The organism is Streptomyces spinoverrucosus, assembly GCF_015712165.1.
GTDB lineage: Bacteria > Actinomycetota > Actinomycetes > Streptomycetales > Streptomycetaceae > Streptomyces > Streptomyces spinoverrucosus_A.
On sequence record NZ_JADPZX010000001.1, the window covers coordinates 5,811,660 to 5,828,014 of the forward strand.

Genomic DNA, 16,355 nt, shown 5'->3' on the forward strand with positions numbered 1-16,355 from the left:
AATGACGCACTCGTTCGGGTGATGGCCGCACTGTCAGGGCGGTGGCAGTAGGGGGCCGAGGGGGCCCAGGTCGAGGTTGAGGTCTTCCATGGTGAGGTCGTAGCGGCGGCAGAGTTCCGTCATGCGGTCGTGGAGGATCATCAGCGTCAGGCCCAGCCGCTCCTCCTGCTCCTCGGTGAGGTTGCCCTGGTCGACGCGGTGCAGGGCCTGGCGTTCCATGAGCTGGCGGAGCAGTTCGACGATCGTGAGCACGAGTTTGACCAGGTCGCGCTCCACCGTCTCCGGGTCGGTACGGAGGCGGCGGGCGACCGAGGAGCGGTCGTCCCCGGCGCCCAGCGGTGGCGGCACCTCGTCCGGCCGGGCGGGCAGGAGGGCGAACGCGCGTGCGGCGGCGTCGGCCACCTCCTCCAGGCGGTCGGCGCTCGGGCGGTCAGCGGGGTTCGTCAAGGGTCACTCCCCACTGCTGCTCGTGAACGGCGACGATCACCGCGCGCAGCGAGATCCGGACCAGGTCGATGTCCGCGATCGACAGGACGACGTCGCCGGTGAGCACCGCGCCGCCGCTCAGCAGCCGGTCGAGCAGGTCGATCAGGGCCACCTGGCGCTGGGCGATGGGTGGGTCCTCGTACGCGGTCACCGCTGTCGTGCTCCCTCCGGGGCCGCCTGGGTCTGAGGCATCTGGGCGAAGGAGTACGGCACCCAGGGGCCGGTGACCTCCACCCGTACGCCCGGGAGTCCCTCGGCGGCTCGCAGGGCCCGCGCGCGGAACTCCTCGGCGTGGCGGCGCGGGACGAGATAGGCGTCGTTGGCGATGTTCTCGCCGGTCGCCCCGGTCGCCCCGGTCGCCCCGGTCCCAGCGGCCAGTCGGCCCTGCTGGGGGCGGTGCCGGGCGCGGGCCACGGCGAGGGCCCCGGCCTGCTCCTCGACACGCCGGACGGCCTCGGCGGCGGACGACCAGGCGTCCTCGCGCGCGTGCCGCTGTCGTCGGCGTTGCCGCAGGTAGGCGCGGCCGGGGTCGGGTTCGTCCGCGGTGCTGTCCGGCGGCGGCTCGGCGGCCGGCGAGGACGCGTCGGCGTAGACCTTCACACCCCACTCGACATGGTCGGCGAGGCGGTCCAGCAGCGTGGTGAGGGTCTTCTCCCGCTCGCCGAGCATGTCGCGGACCCGGGCGTCGTCGAGGTACACCGTCGCCAGTCGCAGCGGAAGCACCGTGGTGTGCGCGCCCAGCGTCTCCACGACCTGGTGGTGGGCGCGGGCCACCGTCTCCAGCCAGTCCAGGTCCTCCAGGTGGGCTCTGAGCGCCGCCTCGGAGAAGTCCGACCGGGGGACCGGGCTGACAGCCGCCGCCATGTCGCCGTGGTGGACCAGCGTGACGGGTGCGTCCGCGACCCCGCGGAGGCGGGTGAGGGCGTCCCGCTCCAGGGAAGCGACGGTGCGCACGACGCCGTACACGTAGCTGAGCTGGTCGTCCATGGCGCCTCAACTCCGGCTGTCGTCGTCCTCGTCGGGCCTGCGTTTCCTGCGCCGGGGCTCCGCGCCGGGCTCACGCTCACGCTCCCCTTCGCGTTCACGGTCGGGGTCGCGATCGCGTGAACGGCGGCGGCCGGTCGGAGCGCCCTCCGGCAGCTCCGCCATCTGCCGGCGCAGCTGCCTGACCTCGTCACGCAGCCGGGCGTTCTGCTCCTCCAGGTCGCGGGTGCCGTCGGCGCGGGACGACAGAGAGGGATCGCGCTCCCACCAGTCGATGCCGATCTCCTTGGCCTTGTCCACCGAGGCGACCAGCAGGCGGAGCCGGATGGTGAGCAGCTCGATGTCGAGCAGGTCGATCTTGATGTCGCCGACGATGACGATGCCCTTGTCGAGCACGCGCTCGAGTATGTCGGCGAGGTTCGCACTGGATCCCTGGCCGTACGGCTGAAGCGTCCGAGCCGGGGAGGGGCCGGCGGATAGGGGCTCGGTCACGGCGTCCTCGACCTCGTTCCTGGGAGCGGCTCGTGCCGTCGGCTACCTGCGGCGCCGACGGCTCTCGGCCGCGGGTTCCTCGTCGTCGCGGTCTTCGTCCTCCTGGTCCTCCTGGTCCTCCTCGTCCTCCTGGTCCTCATCGTCGTACTGGTCGTACTCGTCCTCGTCCTTGTCCTCGTACTCGTCTTCGCCTTCGTCCCTCTCCTCGCCTTCGTCCCTCTTCTCGTCCTCGTCCCTCTCGTCGTAGCGGTCCTCGGGCTGCTCCTCGTCGTACTCCTCCTCCCCGGCCTTCTCCTCGCGGGGCCGCTCCTTCTCCTGACGGGACTCAGGGGACTCACGGGACTCGCGGCCCTCTTCCTCGGCCTCCTCGTCCGGGCCGCGGACCACCTCCCCCTCGCGGATCTCCCCGCGCCAGCCGCCCGTGGCCTCGCCGCGCAGCATCACGAACTTGCGGAAGAGCTTCAGGTCCAGCCGGGTACGGCGGCCCTGGGCCCGCCAGAGGTTCGCGGTCTTCTCGACGAATCCCTTGGGGAAGTAATCGACGACCAGCAGGACCTTGGTGAGGTTGTCGGCCACCGGATGGAAGGTGACCACGCCCCTGGTGGTGCCCTTGGCGCCCTCGGACGTCCAGGCGATCCGCTCGTCGGGCACCTGCTCCGTGATCGTCCCGGTGAACGCGCGGCTCGCCTTGGCGATCTTCACCTGCCACTGGGTCGTGGTGTCGTCCTTCTGCTCGACGTCGACCACGCCCTTGGTGAACCGGCCGAACTCCGTGAACTGCGTCCACTGGTTGTACGCCTCGCGCACCGGAACACCGACGTCGATGTCCTCGATGATGGTGATGCTCTTGGTCCCGGCGCCGCGCGCCGGCCCGTGCTTCTGGCCGGTGGCCTCCTTGACCTTGTCCGCCACGGCGTCCTTGGCGTGCGCGGCGGTCTCCTTGGCCTGGGACGCGACCTGCCCGCCGAACACCTTGCCGCCCTTGCCGAGGGCGTGGACGAGAGGGCCGGGCCCCACATGGGCCGAGCCGAGCCGGCTCGCGGCATCGCCCATCTTGTGGCCGACGCCGGTCAGCATGTGTTCCAGGCGGGCCTCGGCGTAGGCTCCCAGTTCCTCCACCAGCTTGTTCGCGCCCGGACCCTTCAGGACTCCGGTACCGGTCGGCGAGCCGCGCCCGGACGCCTTGCGGTCAGTCATCGTCCGACTCCCTCGCTCGCGAGGTGCTGCTCGATCCGGAGGACGACGCCCTGCGGGCCCCGCCGCCGGACTTGGGCTGCGACGAGGGGCGGCGTTCCGCCTTCTTGGCCCTGGGCCGCTCCTCCTTCTCCTCCTCGTCGCGCGGCTCCTCCTCCGCCTCCCGGTCCTCGTCCTCCCGTTGCCCCTGCGGGCCGAGATCCTCCCGTTGCTCCTGCAGGCCGACGGTGCGCCGGTGCAGGGCGTCGGCCAGGTGGTCGGCCTGGGCGTTCAGCACGGAACCGACCGCGGCCTTGGTCGCGCCCGCCAGTTCGGTGCGGGCCTGCCGGTTGAGGTTGCCGAGCACGGGGGCGAGGGCCTCGGCGATGTCCCCGGCCTTCGCCCGCCTGACGGCCATCGCCAGGGCGAGCCCCAGGGCGGCCTTGGTGTTCTTCCTGCGGCCCAGCAGATAGCCGCCGATGAGAGCTGTTCCGATCTTGGCGTTGTTCATGATGCCGTCTTTCCGAGCTGGTACAGCCTGATCTCCTCCAGCCGCCGCAACAGCTCCTCCTCGCGTGCCGCGAAGTCCTCCTCGTCGACACGGCCCTCGGCCCGCGCCCGCTCCAGGTCGGCGAGCGCCGCCTGGATGGGGGTGGGGTCGTAGTACTCGTGCTCCGCGGCCTGTACGACCTTCTCGAGCACCCAGCCCACGCCCCGCACCGGGGCGAAGGGCAGCGCCAGGACCTCGAAGACCAGTCCCACCAGTGCCTCCTTGTGTCGTTCGGGTCCGGTGCCGTCAGCAGCTGTCAGGCGAAGCTGTAGGGCGGCAGCGGACCGCGGAGCCGTAGCTCGGCTCCCTCGGGCAGTTGCTCGGTCAGCTCCGCGCAGGAGTCGGTGAACTCCTCGGCCTTGTCGCGGTCCACGAGGAACGAGGCGTTGACGAAGTACTGCTCGGACGGCGGCGACAGGCTCTCCGCGTACACGAGCGGCCGTAGCGCGGCGACGATCTGCTCGGCGAGCGCGTCCTGGCGGACCTGCACCTCCTGGGCCACGAGCTGGCCGAGTTCCAGCCGCTGCTCGGGAGTTCCGTGGCCCTCGCGGGTCGCCTCGTTCAACTCACGTACCCGATCGGACTCTTCGACGATCCGCCGCAGCAGTGTGTCCTCGTCCTGCACGCCCTTGACGTTGAACTCCACCCGGTCGGCGAGCTCGGCCAGCCGCTGGGCGTACTGCTCGGCGCCCTGGTCCAGGACGGCGCGTACGGCGTCCTCGTCCTGGGCGACGAATCCGAAGCCCAGCGGCAGCGTGACGTCGTCGGACCACAGCCGCTCCTGTACCGCGTGATGCGCCTCCAGGTCCCGGCGCGCGATCGACAGGTCCTCCGGGGCCTCACTGACGACGGCGCACAGGGAGTCGCCGCGCACCACCCGCACCTCGGACGGCGAGTCGCCGACGCCCTTGAGGTCGTCGAGGCGCAGGGGATGCGATGCCTTGGTGATGGCGTACACGTACAGCGACATCGCTCACTCCTCGCGATCCTTCGAGGAACGGCGCTCCGCGCCGCGTTCGACGGGTTCGCGCTCCCGCTCCCGCCGCTCCTCCTTGCCGTGCCGTGGTCGTTCGCCGCTCTCGATCTCGTCGCGGCGGCCCTTCTGGAGGGACTCCGTGAAAGCGTCGACGGCGCCACTCAGCGCGCCCTTGCTCTTGCCCCTGGCGCCGCCCTCGGTGACGCGCTCCATCACGTCGGGCAGCTGGGCCGGGGCCTTGCGGCCCGCTTCGAGGTCCAGCCGGTTGCACGCCTCGGCGAAGCGCAGATACGTGTCCACGCTGGCCACGACGACACGGGCGTCGACCTTGGCGATCTCGATGCCGACGAGGGACACCCGCACGAAGGCGTCGATTACCAGACCGCGGTCCAGGACCAACTCCAGGACGTCATAGAGGTTTCCGGAGCCGCCTTGGCTGGGGGCGGGCACTCCGCCGCCGCCCGGGGTGATGGTCACGACCTGCTCCCTTCATTGCGGTCGATCTGGGCGCGCGTGTAGCGCCGCCCGCGTTTGTAGGCCAGCAGTTGGCCGGCCGGGTCCAGGGCGACCTCATAGCTGGCCATCACGCTCGTGGTCTCGGGGATGCGCTCCAGCTCCACGACCTCGACCTCGGCCTCCCAGCCGTCGTCCGTCGGCTTCAGAGCGGAGACGGATTCAGGGCGCCGGCCCAGCAGCTCCGCGAGCTGCTCGGTGGCCTGCCGCATCGCCTCGGCGGCGGAGACTCTCTCGTTTCCGGGCATATCATCACCAACCATCATCAACCCTCCGTGTCACCCAAATCCGCCGCATGTATCTCTTCGTGCAGCAGTTTTCGAATGAAGGTGCGGATGCGGGTGCGGGTGGAGGTGTGGACGAAGGGTCGGGGAGCGGGGCGGATCCAGACCGGGGGCTGTGGCGTCTACGCCGGTATGGATCTGGAAAAGCCGCCTGCTCAGCAGCCGCCTGACGGGTGCCTCGTGGTCGCGATCCGCGTTCCGGTGCGGATCGTCATGCTCGTCGTCGTCCTGCCGGTACGCATGGCGTGGGACGCGCTCGTCGTCGCCGGGCGGTTCCTCGACGACGCGGTGCTGAGGCCGGTCGGACGCGGGTTGCTGTGGTTCGGACGGGCGGTGTTCGTATGGCCGTTCGTGGCGCTGTGGCGGTGGGTGCTGGTGCCGGCGGGCCGGGCGCTGGCCTGGCTCGGCCACGTGCTGGTCGCCGTGCCGTGCGGATGGCTGTACCGGTACGTCCTGACGCCGATCGGGCATGCGATCGCCTGGGTCGGGCGGGGGATCGCGGCGGGGCTGGCGTGGGTGTACGCGCGCGTGCTCACGCCGGTGGGCCACGGGATCATGTGGCTCCTGAAGGGCCTTGGCGCCGTGCTCGCCGCCGGGGGAGTCGGCGTGGCGTGGCTGGTGCGATACCTCCTCGTCGTACCCGCCACGTGGCTGTACGAGTGGCTGCTCGCGCCGGTCGGGCGGGCGCTCGTGTGGTGCGTGAACGGGCTCGTGTGGGCCGTGCGCATGATCGTCACCGGGATCGGGACGGCCCTGTACTGGACCTGCCGGATCCTGTTCGTGCTGCCCGCGCTCGCCCTGTGGCGGTGGCTACTGGTGCCCGTCGGGCACGCGCTCGCGGTCGTCGGGCGGGAGATCGGCGCCGCGCTCGGCCATGCCTGGCGGGTCGCGGGGCACATCTCGCGCGCCGTCGGGCGGTTCCTCGCCACGCTCTTCCGGTGGATCTTCGTGGAGCCGGTGCGATGGGCGTACGCGCGCGTGCTCACGCCTGTCGGCCATGCGGTCCGGGACGCGGTCCTGCGGCCGGTGGGTGAGGCGCTGCGCGCCGCGGGCCGGGCCACGCGGCAGGCGCTGGCGTCCGCGCGGGACAGCGCGCGGCAGGCGCGGGCCGACTTCCGGCGGATGCTCTTCGGCGAGCCCCGGCAGCCGCGGGCGACGGTCCGGCGGGAACCCGCGGCCGCCGACACACGTACTCTTGGTAGCAGTACGACCGCTCTCACGAAGGATTGAACGACACTGGGCAAGCGACAGCCCGAAGGCCCGCCGCCGGCACCCACGGTGCAGCGCGTCCGACTGCGCTACACCAAGCGCGGCCGCCTCCGGTTCACCAGCCACCGTGACTTCCAGCGCGCCTTCGAGCGTGCGCTGCGCCGCGCCGAGGTGCCCATGGCGTACTCGGCGGGGTTCACCCCGCACCCGAAGGTGTCGTACGCCAATGCCGCACCCACCGGCACGGGCAGTGAGGCGGAGTACCTGGAGATCGCGCTCACCGATACGCGCGATCCGGACAAGCTCAGGATCCTGCTCGACGAGTCGCTTCCCCCCGGGCTCGACATCGTCGAGGCGGTCGAGGCCCGCACCTCGGGGCTCGCCGACCGGCTGACGGCCTCCGTCTGGGAGCTGCGGCTGGACGGTGTGGACCGGGCCGACGCCGCGCGCGCCGTGGCCGCCTTCATCGCGGCCGAGGCCGTGGAGGTGCAGCGCCTGACCAAGAACGGCGTCCGCACCTTCGACGCCCGCCCCGCCGTCGTCAGCCTGGAGACAGTCGTCAGCCCAGAGACAACCGAAGAGCACACTTCGCAGGCTGATAGGCCGACCGACCAGCCCTGTGCGATACTGCGGCTGGTTGTTCGGCACGTGACGCCTGCCGTACGACCCGACGACGTCCTGTCCGGTCTCCGCGCCGTGGCCGACCTGGCGCCGCCGGTCCCCGCAGCGGTGACCAGGCTGGCGCAGGGGCTGTTCGATGAAGAGACCGGCACGGTGACAGACCCGCTCGCGCCTGACCGCGAGGCGGGCCCCGCGTAGGACGGACGTCGTAGCGCCGCCCTCGTACTCGGGAGCCACCTGGGTCGGGCAGCGAACCGACCAGAAGACTTTCGCCAGGCCGTCCGCAACACGGCGGACGGAACCGGCGAGACAGGACAACAGAGAGCTCCCGTGCGGCGCCCGCGCCCCGGACGGCGGCAGTCGCGCATCGCGCGAGCCGCGGACGTCACCGGCATCCCCGCCGGACCAGGTGCGGCGCCCGGGAGCCTGACGGGAGAAACGCCCGCATGCTCGAGCCGATCGAACCCACTGAGGGTTCCGAACTGAACACTCCAAGCGACACCCTGCCGCCGCGTCGTCGGCGCCGTGCCGCTTCCCGACCGGCGGGTCCGCCCGCCACCACGTCCGAAACGCCGACGGAGACCGTCGCGCCGGCCATACCGGCCGCTGACGCCGCCGATCTGGCCTCGGGCGACCTGCCTGCCGCCGAAGCCGCCGACCTGGCCGCGACCGACCTTTCCTCTGCCGCTGCTGAGGAGGCCGGGGAGGTCGACGAGGCTGTCGAGGCCAGTGAGATTTCCGAGACCGAAGAGCTTTCCGGGACCGAAGAGGCCGAAGAGGCCGAAGAGGCTGAAGAAGCGGTCGAGAAGCCCGAGGCCCTTGAGGAGCCCGCGCCCGTTGCGCGTACGCGTCGTCGCGTGACCCGTCGGGTCTCCACGCCTGCCGGGTCTGCTGAGTCCGTCGAGGCCGCCGAGACGGTGGTGCCGGTCGCCGCCCAGGTCGCCCCCGAGCCGGTGGACGACAGCGCCGTAGCCCATGTCGTCGACGAGCCCGCCCCGCCCCGCCGTCGCCGGGCCACGCGCCGGGCGTCGGCGCCTTCCGGGTCGCCGACCTCAGCCGCGCCCGCCGAGTCCGCCGCGCCCGTCGTACCCGCAGCCGTGAACGTGAGCGCCGAGGCGCCCGCCACCGAGCCGCAGGCCGAGGCCGCCCCCGTCGAGGAGGCCGCGCCGGTCGCGCGTACGCGTCGGCGGGCGACCCGCCGGGCGTCCGCGCCCGCCGGGGCTCCGGCCGCCACTGAGGCCGCACAGCCGGAGATTGCACAGCCGGAGGCTGCCGTCGAGGCGCCCGCCGCCGAGTCGGAGGTTGCCGTCGCCGTGCCCGCCGCCGAGCCGCAGGTCGAGGCCGCCGCCGCGGAGGAAACCGAGGAGGCCGCTCCGCGCCGGGCCCGCCGTCGGGCCACGCGTCGGGTGTCGGCGCCCGCCGAGACGACCGAGAGCGCCGCCGGTGAGGCCGTCGAGGCCGCCGGTGAGCAGGCCGACGAGGCTGCCGCCCCGCGTCGTACGCGTCGCCGCCGGGGCGCGGCCGAGGCGCCCGCCGAGCCTGCCGTCGCCGAGGCCACGCGGGCCGAGGAGCCCGCCGTGACAGAGCCCGCTGAGGCCGCGCGGCCTGCCGTGACCGAGGAGACCCCCGAGCCCGCCGAGGCCGCCGGTGACCAGGGCGGTGCCACCCGCCGTACGCGGCGTCGGGTCGTGCGGAAGGCGGCGACCGGTTTCGCCGCGCCCGCGCAGACCGAGGGCGCCGAGGCCGAGGCACCGCGTCCGCCGGCGCGGCCCGCCGTCGCGGTGTTCCAGCCGCCGGTGTTCACCGAGCCGAGGTTCCAGACGCCCGAGCGGGCCGCCGCCGAAGCGGCCGCCGAGGCGGTGGAGGAGGCCCCCGAGGCCGAGGAGTTCCCCGAGGAGCCGACCGGGTCGCGGCGTCGCCGCCGGCGCCGGGGTGCCGGAGCCGTGGAGGAGGCCGAGGCGCAGGCCGTCGAGACCGCCGGGGACGAGGAGGCGGAGGAGGCCGAGGAGGCCGAGGAGGCCGCCGAGCCCGTCGTCGAGGACGAGGAGGGCGAGGAGACCGGGTCGCGTCGCCGTCGTCGTCGCGGTGGCCGGCGTCGCCGTCGGGGCGAGTCCGGCGACTTCGCCGAGGGTGACACCGAGGAACTCGCCGCCGAGCAGGCCGAGCAGGACGCCGAGGACACCGCCGAGCAGGTCGAGGAGGACGCCGAGGAGGACGCCGAGGAGGACGAGCGGGCCGCCGAGTCCGGGGGTTCGTCCACCAGCAGCCGCCGTCGCCGTCGCCGTCGTCGCCGGGCCGGTGACTCCGGCACGGACGCCGAGCCGTCCGCCGACGACCCCGAGCGCACGGTCGTCAAGGTCCGCGAGCCGCGACCCCCGCGGGAAAAGGGTGCCGAGCCGTCCGACGAGGTGCAGTCCATCAAGGGCTCCACGCGTCTGGAGGCCAAGAAGCAGCGTCGCCGCGAGGGCCGCGAGCAGGGCCGCCGCCGCGTGCCGATCATCACCGAGGCCGAGTTCCTGGCCCGGCGCGAGGCCGTCGAGCGCGTGATGGTCGTCCGGCAGAACGGCGACCGTACGCAGATCGGCGTGCTCGAGGACAACGTGCTCGTCGAGCACTACGTCAACAAGGAGCAGTCGACCTCGTACGTCGGCAACGTCTACCTCGGCAAGGTGCAGAACGTGCTTCCGTCGATGGAGGCCGCCTTCATCGACATCGGCAAGGGCCGCAACGCCGTGCTCTACGCCGGTGAGGTCAACTTCGAGGCGCTGGGCATGGCCAACGGGCCGCGCCGCATCGAGTCCGCCCTGAAGTCCGGCCAGTCCGTCCTCGTGCAGGTCACCAAGGACCCGATCGGGCACAAGGGCGCGCGTCTGACCAGCCAGGTCTCCCTCCCCGGCCGTTACCTCGTGTACGTCCCCGAGGGCTCGATGACCGGCATCAGCCGCAAGCTGCCCGACACCGAGCGGGCCCGGCTGAAGACCATCCTCAAGAAGATCGTCCCCGAGGACGCGGGCGTCATCGTGCGCACCGCCGCCGAGGGCGCGAGCGAGGACGAGCTGCGCCGGGACGTCGAGCGGCTGCAGGCGCAGTGGGAGGACATCCAGAAGAAGGCCAAGAGCGGCAACGCGCCGACTCTGCTGTACGGCGAGCCGGACATGACCGTCCGCGTCGTGCGGGACATCTTCAACGAGGACTTCTCCAAGGTCATCGTCAGCGGCCCGGACGCCTGGGAGACCATCCACGGGTACGTCGCCCATGTCGCGCCGGATCTCGCCGGGCGGCTGCAGAAGTGGACCTCCGAGGTCGACGTCTTCGCCACCTACCGGATCGACGAGCAGCTCGCCAAGGCGCTGGACCGCAAGGTCTGGCTGCCCAGCGGCGGTTCGCTGGTGATCGACCGGACCGAGGCGATGGTCGTCATCGACGTCAACACCGGCAAGTTCACCGGCCAGGGCGGCAACCTGGAGGAGACGGTCACCAGGAACAACCTGGAGGCGGCCGAGGAGATCGTCCGTCAGCTGCGGCTGCGCGACCTCGGCGGCATCATCGTGATCGACTTCATCGACATGGTGCTGGAGTCCAACCGGGACCTGGTGCTGCGGCGCCTGCTGGAGTGCCTGGGCCGGGACCGTACGAAGCACCAGGTCGCCGAGGTGACCTCGCTGGGCCTGGTCCAGATGACCCGCAAGCGGGTCGGGCAGGGCCTGTTGGAGTCGTTCTCCGAGACCTGCGTCCACTGCAACGGGCGCGGTGTCATCGTGCACCTGGACCACGCGGCCGCCGCCGGTGGCGGAGGCAAGCGCAAGAAGCGCGCGCGGGCCGGTGCCGAACAGCCGGAGCACACGCACGAGGCCGTGGCCGGCGAGCTCGTCGAGATCGGCGAGACCGCCGAGGAGGAGGCGGAGACCGAGACCGAGGTCGCGGCCGAGGTCGCCGAGCCGGTGGCGCTCCCCGCGCCGGAGTTCGCGCCGGACGAGGAGCTGTACAGCAGCGTCGCCGAGGCGGAGGCCGCGGCGTCGCGCGGGCGTTCGCGGCGTCGGGCGAGCCGTCGGGTCTCGGCTCCGGCGGGTGCGCCCGCGCCGAAGAGCGAGGCCGACGGGGCCGGCGTACCGGCGCCCACGGCGCAGGACGTGACGGCCGAGGAGGAGGCCGCGCGTCCGGTGCGCCTGGAGCCGGCCGCCGCGGCGCACGCCGAGCCCGTGGCCGTCGAGGACCCGGTGGTCGAGGCCCCGGCGCCCGCCGAGGAGGCCGCGCCCAAGGGCCGTACCCGCCGTCGGGCCACCCGCAAGGTGAGCGCACCGGCCGGTTCACCGGCGTCGGCGGAGGCGGCGGTGGTGACGGTCGCCGAGACCGCGCCGGCCGAGACCGCGCCGGCCGTGGCCGCGACGCCGGAGGTGCCCGAGGTCGCGGAGACGCCGGTCGCCGCGCGGCCGGAGCAGGCCGAGGCGCCCGCCGAGGCCGCCGCCCCGGCCCGTCCGCGCCGCCGTGCGGTCCGCAAGGCCACCGCGCCGACCGCGTCCGAGGAGACGGCCGTCGTGGTCGTGCCGTCGGCGGAGTCGGCGGAGACGCAGGCGCCGGTCGCCGAGCAGGCCGCCCACGAGGCCGAGCAGGCTCTCGTGGAGGCCAGGGAAGCCGCCGCCGAGGCCGTCGTCGAGGCCGAGGGCGACGAGTCCGCCCCGGCCAGGAAGACGGCCCGCAAGACGGCCAAGAAGGCCACGGCGAAGAAGGCCGCCACCAAGAAGACCGCGGCCAAGAAGACGGCCGCGAAGAAGGCGACGGCCAAGAAGGCGGCGAAGTCCACCGCCACCAAGACGGCCGCCGCCAAGGCGACCAAGGCGACGGCGAAGAAGACCGCGGCCGCCGAGCAGTCCCAGCCGACCGTCTCGGTCTCGACCGACGAAGGCTGACGCCACAGGTGACGGTGTGCGGCCGGGTGACCGGCCGCACACCGCCCACCACGGGGCCCGGTTTGACCCTCTCGGCCACCGCCCCGTAACCTTGACCGTCGGCGTGTCCACTGAACACGCCACATCCCCGTAAACCTCTTCCTCCCGGGCCACCGGGAGAGGCCGTCTGTCCCAGGGCGGCTGGCCTGCGGGGGTGCCGTTCTCCGAGCGAAAGAGAGATCCGCGTGTACGCCATCGTGCGCAGCGGTGGTCGTCAGCACAAGGTTGCTGTCGGCGACATCGTTGAGGTTGACAAGATTTCCACTGCCAAGGTTGGCGACACGGTCGAGCTCTCGACCCTGCTCGTTGTCGACGGCGACGCTGTGACCAGCGACCCGTGGGTGCTGGCCGGCATCAAGGTCCAGGCCGAGGTCGTGGACCACCACAAGGGCCAGAAGATCGACATTCTGCGCTACAAGAACAAGACCGGCTACCGCCGTCGTCAGGGCCACCGCCAGCAGTACACGGCGATCAAGGTCACTGAGATCCCCGCGGCTGCGAAGTAAGGGACTGAGGAGAGATGGCACACAAGAAGGGCGCATCGTCCACCCGTAACGGTCGTGACTCCAACGCTCAGCGCCTCGGCGTGAAGCGCTTCGGCGGTCAGGTCGTCAGCGCGGGCGAGATCCTGGTCCGTCAGCGTGGCACCCACTTCCACCCGGGTGCGGGCGTCGGCCGTGGCGGCGACGACACGCTGTTCGCGCTGCAGGCCGGTTCGGTGCAGTTCGGCACCCACCGTGGCCGCAAGGTCGTGAACATCGTTCCGGTCGCCTGATCGGAAGCTTTCGCGAGGCGGGCCTCACTTCCCTTCGGGGAAGCGGGTCCGCCTTTCGCGTGTTGTACAAGAGACATTCCCGTACGTAACTGGAGGCACCGCACCATGACCACCTTCGTGGACCGCGTCGAACTGCATGTCGCCGCGGGTAACGGAGGCCACGGCTGTGCCTCCGTCCACCGTGAGAAGTTCAAGCCGCTCGGCGGGCCGGACGGCGGCAACGGCGGCCGCGGCGGCGACGTCATCCTCACCGTCGACCAGTCGATCACCACGCTGCTCGACTACCACCACTCCCCGCACCGCAAGGCCACCAACGGAAAGCCCGGCGAGGGCGGCAACCGCTCCGGCAAGGACGGCCAGGACCTGGTGCTGCCGGTGCCGGACGGCACCGTCGTGCTGGACAAGGCGGGCAACGTCCTCGCCGACCTGGTCGGCCACGGCACCTCGTACGTCGCCGCACAGGGTGGCCGGGGCGGGCTCGGCAACGCCGCGTTGGCCTCCGCCCGCCGCAAGGCGCCCGGTTTCGCGCTGCTCGGTGAGCCGGGCGATCTGCAGGACGTCGTCCTGGAGCTCAAGACCGTCGCCGACGTGGCGCTCGTGGGGTACCCGAGCGCCGGCAAGTCGTCGCTGATCTCCGTGCTCAGCGCCGCCAAGCCGAAGATCGCCGACTACCCCTTCACCACGCTCGTGCCGAACCTCGGTGTCGTCACCGCCGGTTCGACCGTGTACACCATCGCGGACGTGCCCGGGCTGATCCCGGGCGCCAGCCAGGGCAGGGGACTGGGCCTGGAGTTCCTGCGGCACGTGGAGCGGTGCAGTGTGCTGGTGCACGTGCTGGACACCGCGACGCTGGAGTCCGACCGCGACCCCGTCTCCGACCTGGACGTCATCGAGGCGGAGCTGCGCGAGTACGGCGGGCTCGACAACCGGCCGCGGATCGTCGTCCTGAACAAGATCGACGTACCGGACGGCCAGGACCTCGCCGAGATGGTGCGGCCGGATCTGGAGGCGCGGGGCTACCGCGTGTTCGAGGTGTCGGCGGTGGCGCGGACCGGGCTGAAGGAGCTGTCCTTCGCACTGGCCGAGCTGGTCGCGCAGGCGCGGGCCGCCCGGCCGAAGGAGGAGTCGACACGGATCGTCATCCGGCCCAAGGCCGTGGACGACGCGGGCTTCACCGTCGTACGCGAGGACGACGGCCTGTTCCGGGTGCGCGGTGAGAAGCCGGAGCGCTGGGTGCGGCAGACCGACTTCAACAACGACGAGGCGGTCGGCTATCTCGCCGACCGGCTGAACCGGCTCGGCGTGGAGGAGGAGCTGGTCAAGGCCGGCGCCCGGGCCGGGGACGGCGTGGCCATCGGGCCCGAGGAGAACGCCGTGGTGTTCGACTGGGAGCCGACCCTCATGGCCGGTGCGGAGATGCTGGGCCGCCGTGGCGAGGACCACCGCTTGGAGGGGCAGCGGCCCGCGGTGCAGCGTCGCCGGGACCGGGAGGCGGAACGGGACGAGCTGGAGCGGGAATTCGACGACTTCGAGCCGTTCTAGACGCCCGGGTTTCGCCTGCTGATTGACTGTCAGACCCGTTGCGGCAAGGGAATGTCCACCCTGCCGTGACGGGTCTTCCCTTGTCCTCCTGGTTGTCATGCACGCGCATCCCTGCGTTCAGCGGACGGACCGCCCGGGCGCGTGAGCATCCCCTTGTCCATGTGGCCAGCGAGGCAAGGGAGTTCGCCGATGACCGGAGCCGTTTCGCCCGACCGACGCCGCTTTCTGACCGCGGGAGCCGCGGTGGTCGGCGCCGCCGCCTCCGCCCAGCTGTGGCTGCCGTCCGCCGCCCGCGCCGGCGAAACGCCACTGCCCGACGGGGTGTTCAGCCTCGGCGTGGCCTCCGGCGACCCGCTGCCCGACGGCGTCGTGCTGTGGACCCGGCTCGCCCCCGACCCGCTGAACGGCGGCGGCATGCCCGACCGGCCGGTGCCGGTGGAGTGGGAGATCGGCACCGACGAGCGGCTCGGCAAGCCCCTGCGGCGCGGTGTCGCCCAGGCCCGGCCCGAGTACGGGCACAGCGTTCACGTGGATGTACGAGGACTGCGCCCGGGCCGCGAGTACTGGTACCGCTTCCGCGCCGGCGGCAGGCTCTCGCCCGTCGGCCGCACCCGCACCGCCCCCCACCGCCTCAGCTCCGGCGGCACCCTGCGCGTCGCGCTCGCGTCCTGCCAGAACTGGCAGCACGGCTACTTCACGCCGTACGCCGACACGCGGGCCCAGGATCCCGACGTCGTCCTCTTCGTCGGCGACTACATCTACGAGTCCACGCCCTCGGCGACCGCGCTGCGCCGGCACGAGGGGACCGGTGAGCCGTACACCCTCACCCAGTACCGCAACCGGTACGCGCAGTACCGCACCGACCCGGACCTCAAGGCGATGCACGCGGCCGCCCCCTGGGTGGTCACCTTCGACGACCACGAGGTCGACAACGACTTCGCCGGCGAGGTCCCGCAGGACCCCGACAAGCAGTCGCACGACGCGTTCGTGGCCCGGCTGACCGCCGCCTACCAGGCGTACTACGAGCACATGCCGGTCCGGGCGAGCGCGATCCCTACGGGCGCGCACATCCGGATGTACCGCCGCCTGGAGTTCGGCCGCCTCGCCCGCCTCAACGTGCTGGACACCCGGCAGTACCGCGGCGACCAGGCCACCAGCCAGGCCGGTGCGCAGAACCCGGGGCTCACCATGCTCGGCGCACGGCAGAAGCAGTGGCTGCTCGACGGGCTACAGGACTCGCCCGCCCGCTGGAACCTGGTCGCCTCGCAGATCATGATGGCCGAGACCGATCTGCTGGTCGGCGCGGGCAAGCAGTGGTTCTACGACGCCTGGGACGGCTACCAGGCCGAACGCAACCGGTTCCTCGAGGAGTTCAAGCAGGTCGACAACCCGGTCGTGCTCACCGGCGACCGGCACCTGACGATGGTCACCGACCTCAAGGAGGACTTCGCCGACCCCGACTCCGACGTCGTCGGCGCCGAGTTCGTCGGTACGTCCATCTCCAGCAACGGCGACCAGGACCAGGCCGCCTTCCGCAAGGAGTGGGACCCGCGCATGCCGGACAATCCGCACTGGAAGCTGCTCGACGCCCACCGCGGCTACCACCTGTTCGACATCCGCCGGGACGGCATCGACGCGCAGGTGAGGATCGTCGACACCGTGCGTACGCCGCAGGCGACGCCGAGCACGCTGGCGCGGCTGCGGGTGGACGCGGGGCGCCCGGGGGTACGGGTGGTCTGACCCGCCCGGCTCTGTGAAGGTCCCTGGCGCTCATCGGAGTCCCAGGGCCTTCTCACGTCTGTCT

Annotated in this window: 17 protein-coding genes; 7 read left to right on the plus strand and 10 right to left on the minus strand. The window is 72.2% G+C overall.

What is annotated here, in order from left to right; genetic code table 11:
* Positions 1-33 precede the first annotated feature (33 nt).
* Genes I2W78_RS26410 through I2W78_RS26455 form a run of 10 tightly spaced genes read right to left on the minus strand, consistent with a single transcriptional unit; the run spans position 34 to position 5,440 of the window.
* Positions 34-447 carry a gas vesicle protein K gene (locus I2W78_RS26410; RefSeq protein WP_196462756.1) on the minus strand — a complete coding sequence of 138 codons (414 nt, stop codon included), beginning with the start codon at positions 445-447 and terminating at the stop codon, positions 34-36.
* Entirely contained in the window at positions 431-637 is a 207-nt protein-coding gene (locus I2W78_RS26415) for a gas vesicle protein (RefSeq protein WP_196462757.1), read from the minus strand. Before I2W78_RS26415 ends, I2W78_RS26410 begins: the two co-directional genes overlap by 17 nt.
* Positions 634-1,473: a GvpL/GvpF family gas vesicle protein gene (locus tag I2W78_RS26420; protein WP_196462758.1), complete on the minus strand. Its 840-nt coding sequence runs from the start codon at positions 1,471-1,473 to the stop codon at positions 634-636. Before I2W78_RS26420 ends, I2W78_RS26415 begins: the two co-directional genes overlap by 4 nt.
* A 6-nt stretch (positions 1,474-1,479) precedes the next feature.
* Complete coding sequence (locus I2W78_RS26425; protein WP_196462759.1) at positions 1,480-1,962, minus strand: gas vesicle protein; 483 nt, start codon at positions 1,960-1,962, stop codon at positions 1,480-1,482.
* Positions 1,963-2,004: 42 nt separating this feature from the next.
* Entirely contained in the window at positions 2,005-3,159 is a 1,155-nt protein-coding gene (locus tag I2W78_RS26430) for an SRPBCC family protein (RefSeq protein ID WP_196462760.1), read from the minus strand.
* Positions 3,152-3,646, minus strand: coding sequence for a hypothetical protein (locus I2W78_RS26435; RefSeq protein WP_196462761.1), 495 nt, complete (start codon positions 3,644-3,646; stop codon positions 3,152-3,154). The genes I2W78_RS26430 and I2W78_RS26435 overlap by 8 nt, the downstream gene beginning before the upstream one ends.
* Entirely contained in the window at positions 3,643-3,897 is a 255-nt protein-coding gene (locus tag I2W78_RS26440) for a gas vesicle protein GvpG (protein ID WP_196462762.1), read from the minus strand. The genes I2W78_RS26435 and I2W78_RS26440 overlap by 4 nt, the downstream gene beginning before the upstream one ends.
* Before the next feature lie 44 nt (positions 3,898-3,941).
* Positions 3,942-4,655 carry a GvpL/GvpF family gas vesicle protein gene (locus I2W78_RS26445; protein WP_196462763.1) on the minus strand — a complete coding sequence of 238 codons (714 nt, stop codon included), beginning with the start codon at positions 4,653-4,655 and terminating at the stop codon, positions 3,942-3,944.
* Positions 4,656-4,658: 3 nt separating this feature from the next.
* Complete coding sequence (locus I2W78_RS26450; RefSeq protein ID WP_196462764.1) at positions 4,659-5,138, minus strand: gas vesicle structural protein GvpA; 480 nt, start codon at positions 5,136-5,138, stop codon at positions 4,659-4,661.
* Entirely contained in the window at positions 5,135-5,440 is a 306-nt protein-coding gene (locus I2W78_RS26455; protein ID WP_196462765.1) for a gas vesicle protein GvpO, read from the minus strand. The genes I2W78_RS26450 and I2W78_RS26455 overlap by 4 nt, the downstream gene beginning before the upstream one ends.
* Positions 5,441-5,590: 150 nt before the next feature.
* Between I2W78_RS26455 and I2W78_RS26460 the strand changes: the two genes are divergently transcribed.
* From I2W78_RS26460 to I2W78_RS26490, 7 genes are all read left to right on the plus strand, one after another.
* Positions 5,591-6,688 carry a hypothetical protein gene (locus I2W78_RS26460; protein ID WP_196464724.1) on the plus strand — a complete coding sequence of 366 codons (1,098 nt, stop codon included), beginning with the start codon at positions 5,591-5,593 and terminating at the stop codon, positions 6,686-6,688.
* A 48-nt stretch (positions 6,689-6,736) separates the two neighbouring features.
* Positions 6,737-7,486, plus strand: a complete 750-nt coding sequence (locus tag I2W78_RS26465) for a TIGR03936 family radical SAM-associated protein (RefSeq protein WP_196462766.1) — start codon at positions 6,737-6,739, stop codon at positions 7,484-7,486.
* A 248-nt stretch (positions 7,487-7,734) separates the two neighbouring features.
* Positions 7,735-12,195, plus strand: a complete 4,461-nt coding sequence (locus I2W78_RS26470; RefSeq protein ID WP_196462767.1) for an Rne/Rng family ribonuclease — start codon at positions 7,735-7,737, stop codon at positions 12,193-12,195.
* Positions 12,196-12,419: 224 nt separating this feature from the next.
* The gene (gene rplU, locus I2W78_RS26475) at positions 12,420-12,740 is read left to right on the plus strand and encodes a 50S ribosomal protein L21 (protein WP_004931419.1); all 321 of its coding nucleotides are present in this window, start codon (positions 12,420-12,422) and stop codon (positions 12,738-12,740) included.
* A gap of 14 nt (positions 12,741-12,754) precedes the next feature.
* Positions 12,755-13,009 (plus strand): 50S ribosomal protein L27, encoded by a 255-nt coding sequence (gene rpmA, locus I2W78_RS26480; protein ID WP_014672692.1) that lies wholly within the window; start codon positions 12,755-12,757, stop codon positions 13,007-13,009.
* A 105-nt stretch (positions 13,010-13,114) separates the two neighbouring features.
* On the plus strand, positions 13,115-14,551 hold the full coding sequence (gene obgE, locus I2W78_RS26485) for a GTPase ObgE (RefSeq protein WP_196462768.1): 1,437 nt from the start codon (positions 13,115-13,117) through the stop codon (positions 14,549-14,551).
* Positions 14,552-14,740: 189 nt separating this feature from the next.
* Positions 14,741-16,291, plus strand: a complete 1,551-nt coding sequence (locus I2W78_RS26490; protein ID WP_196462769.1) for an alkaline phosphatase D family protein — start codon at positions 14,741-14,743, stop codon at positions 16,289-16,291.
* The last annotated feature ends 64 nt before the right edge of the window (positions 16,292-16,355 follow it).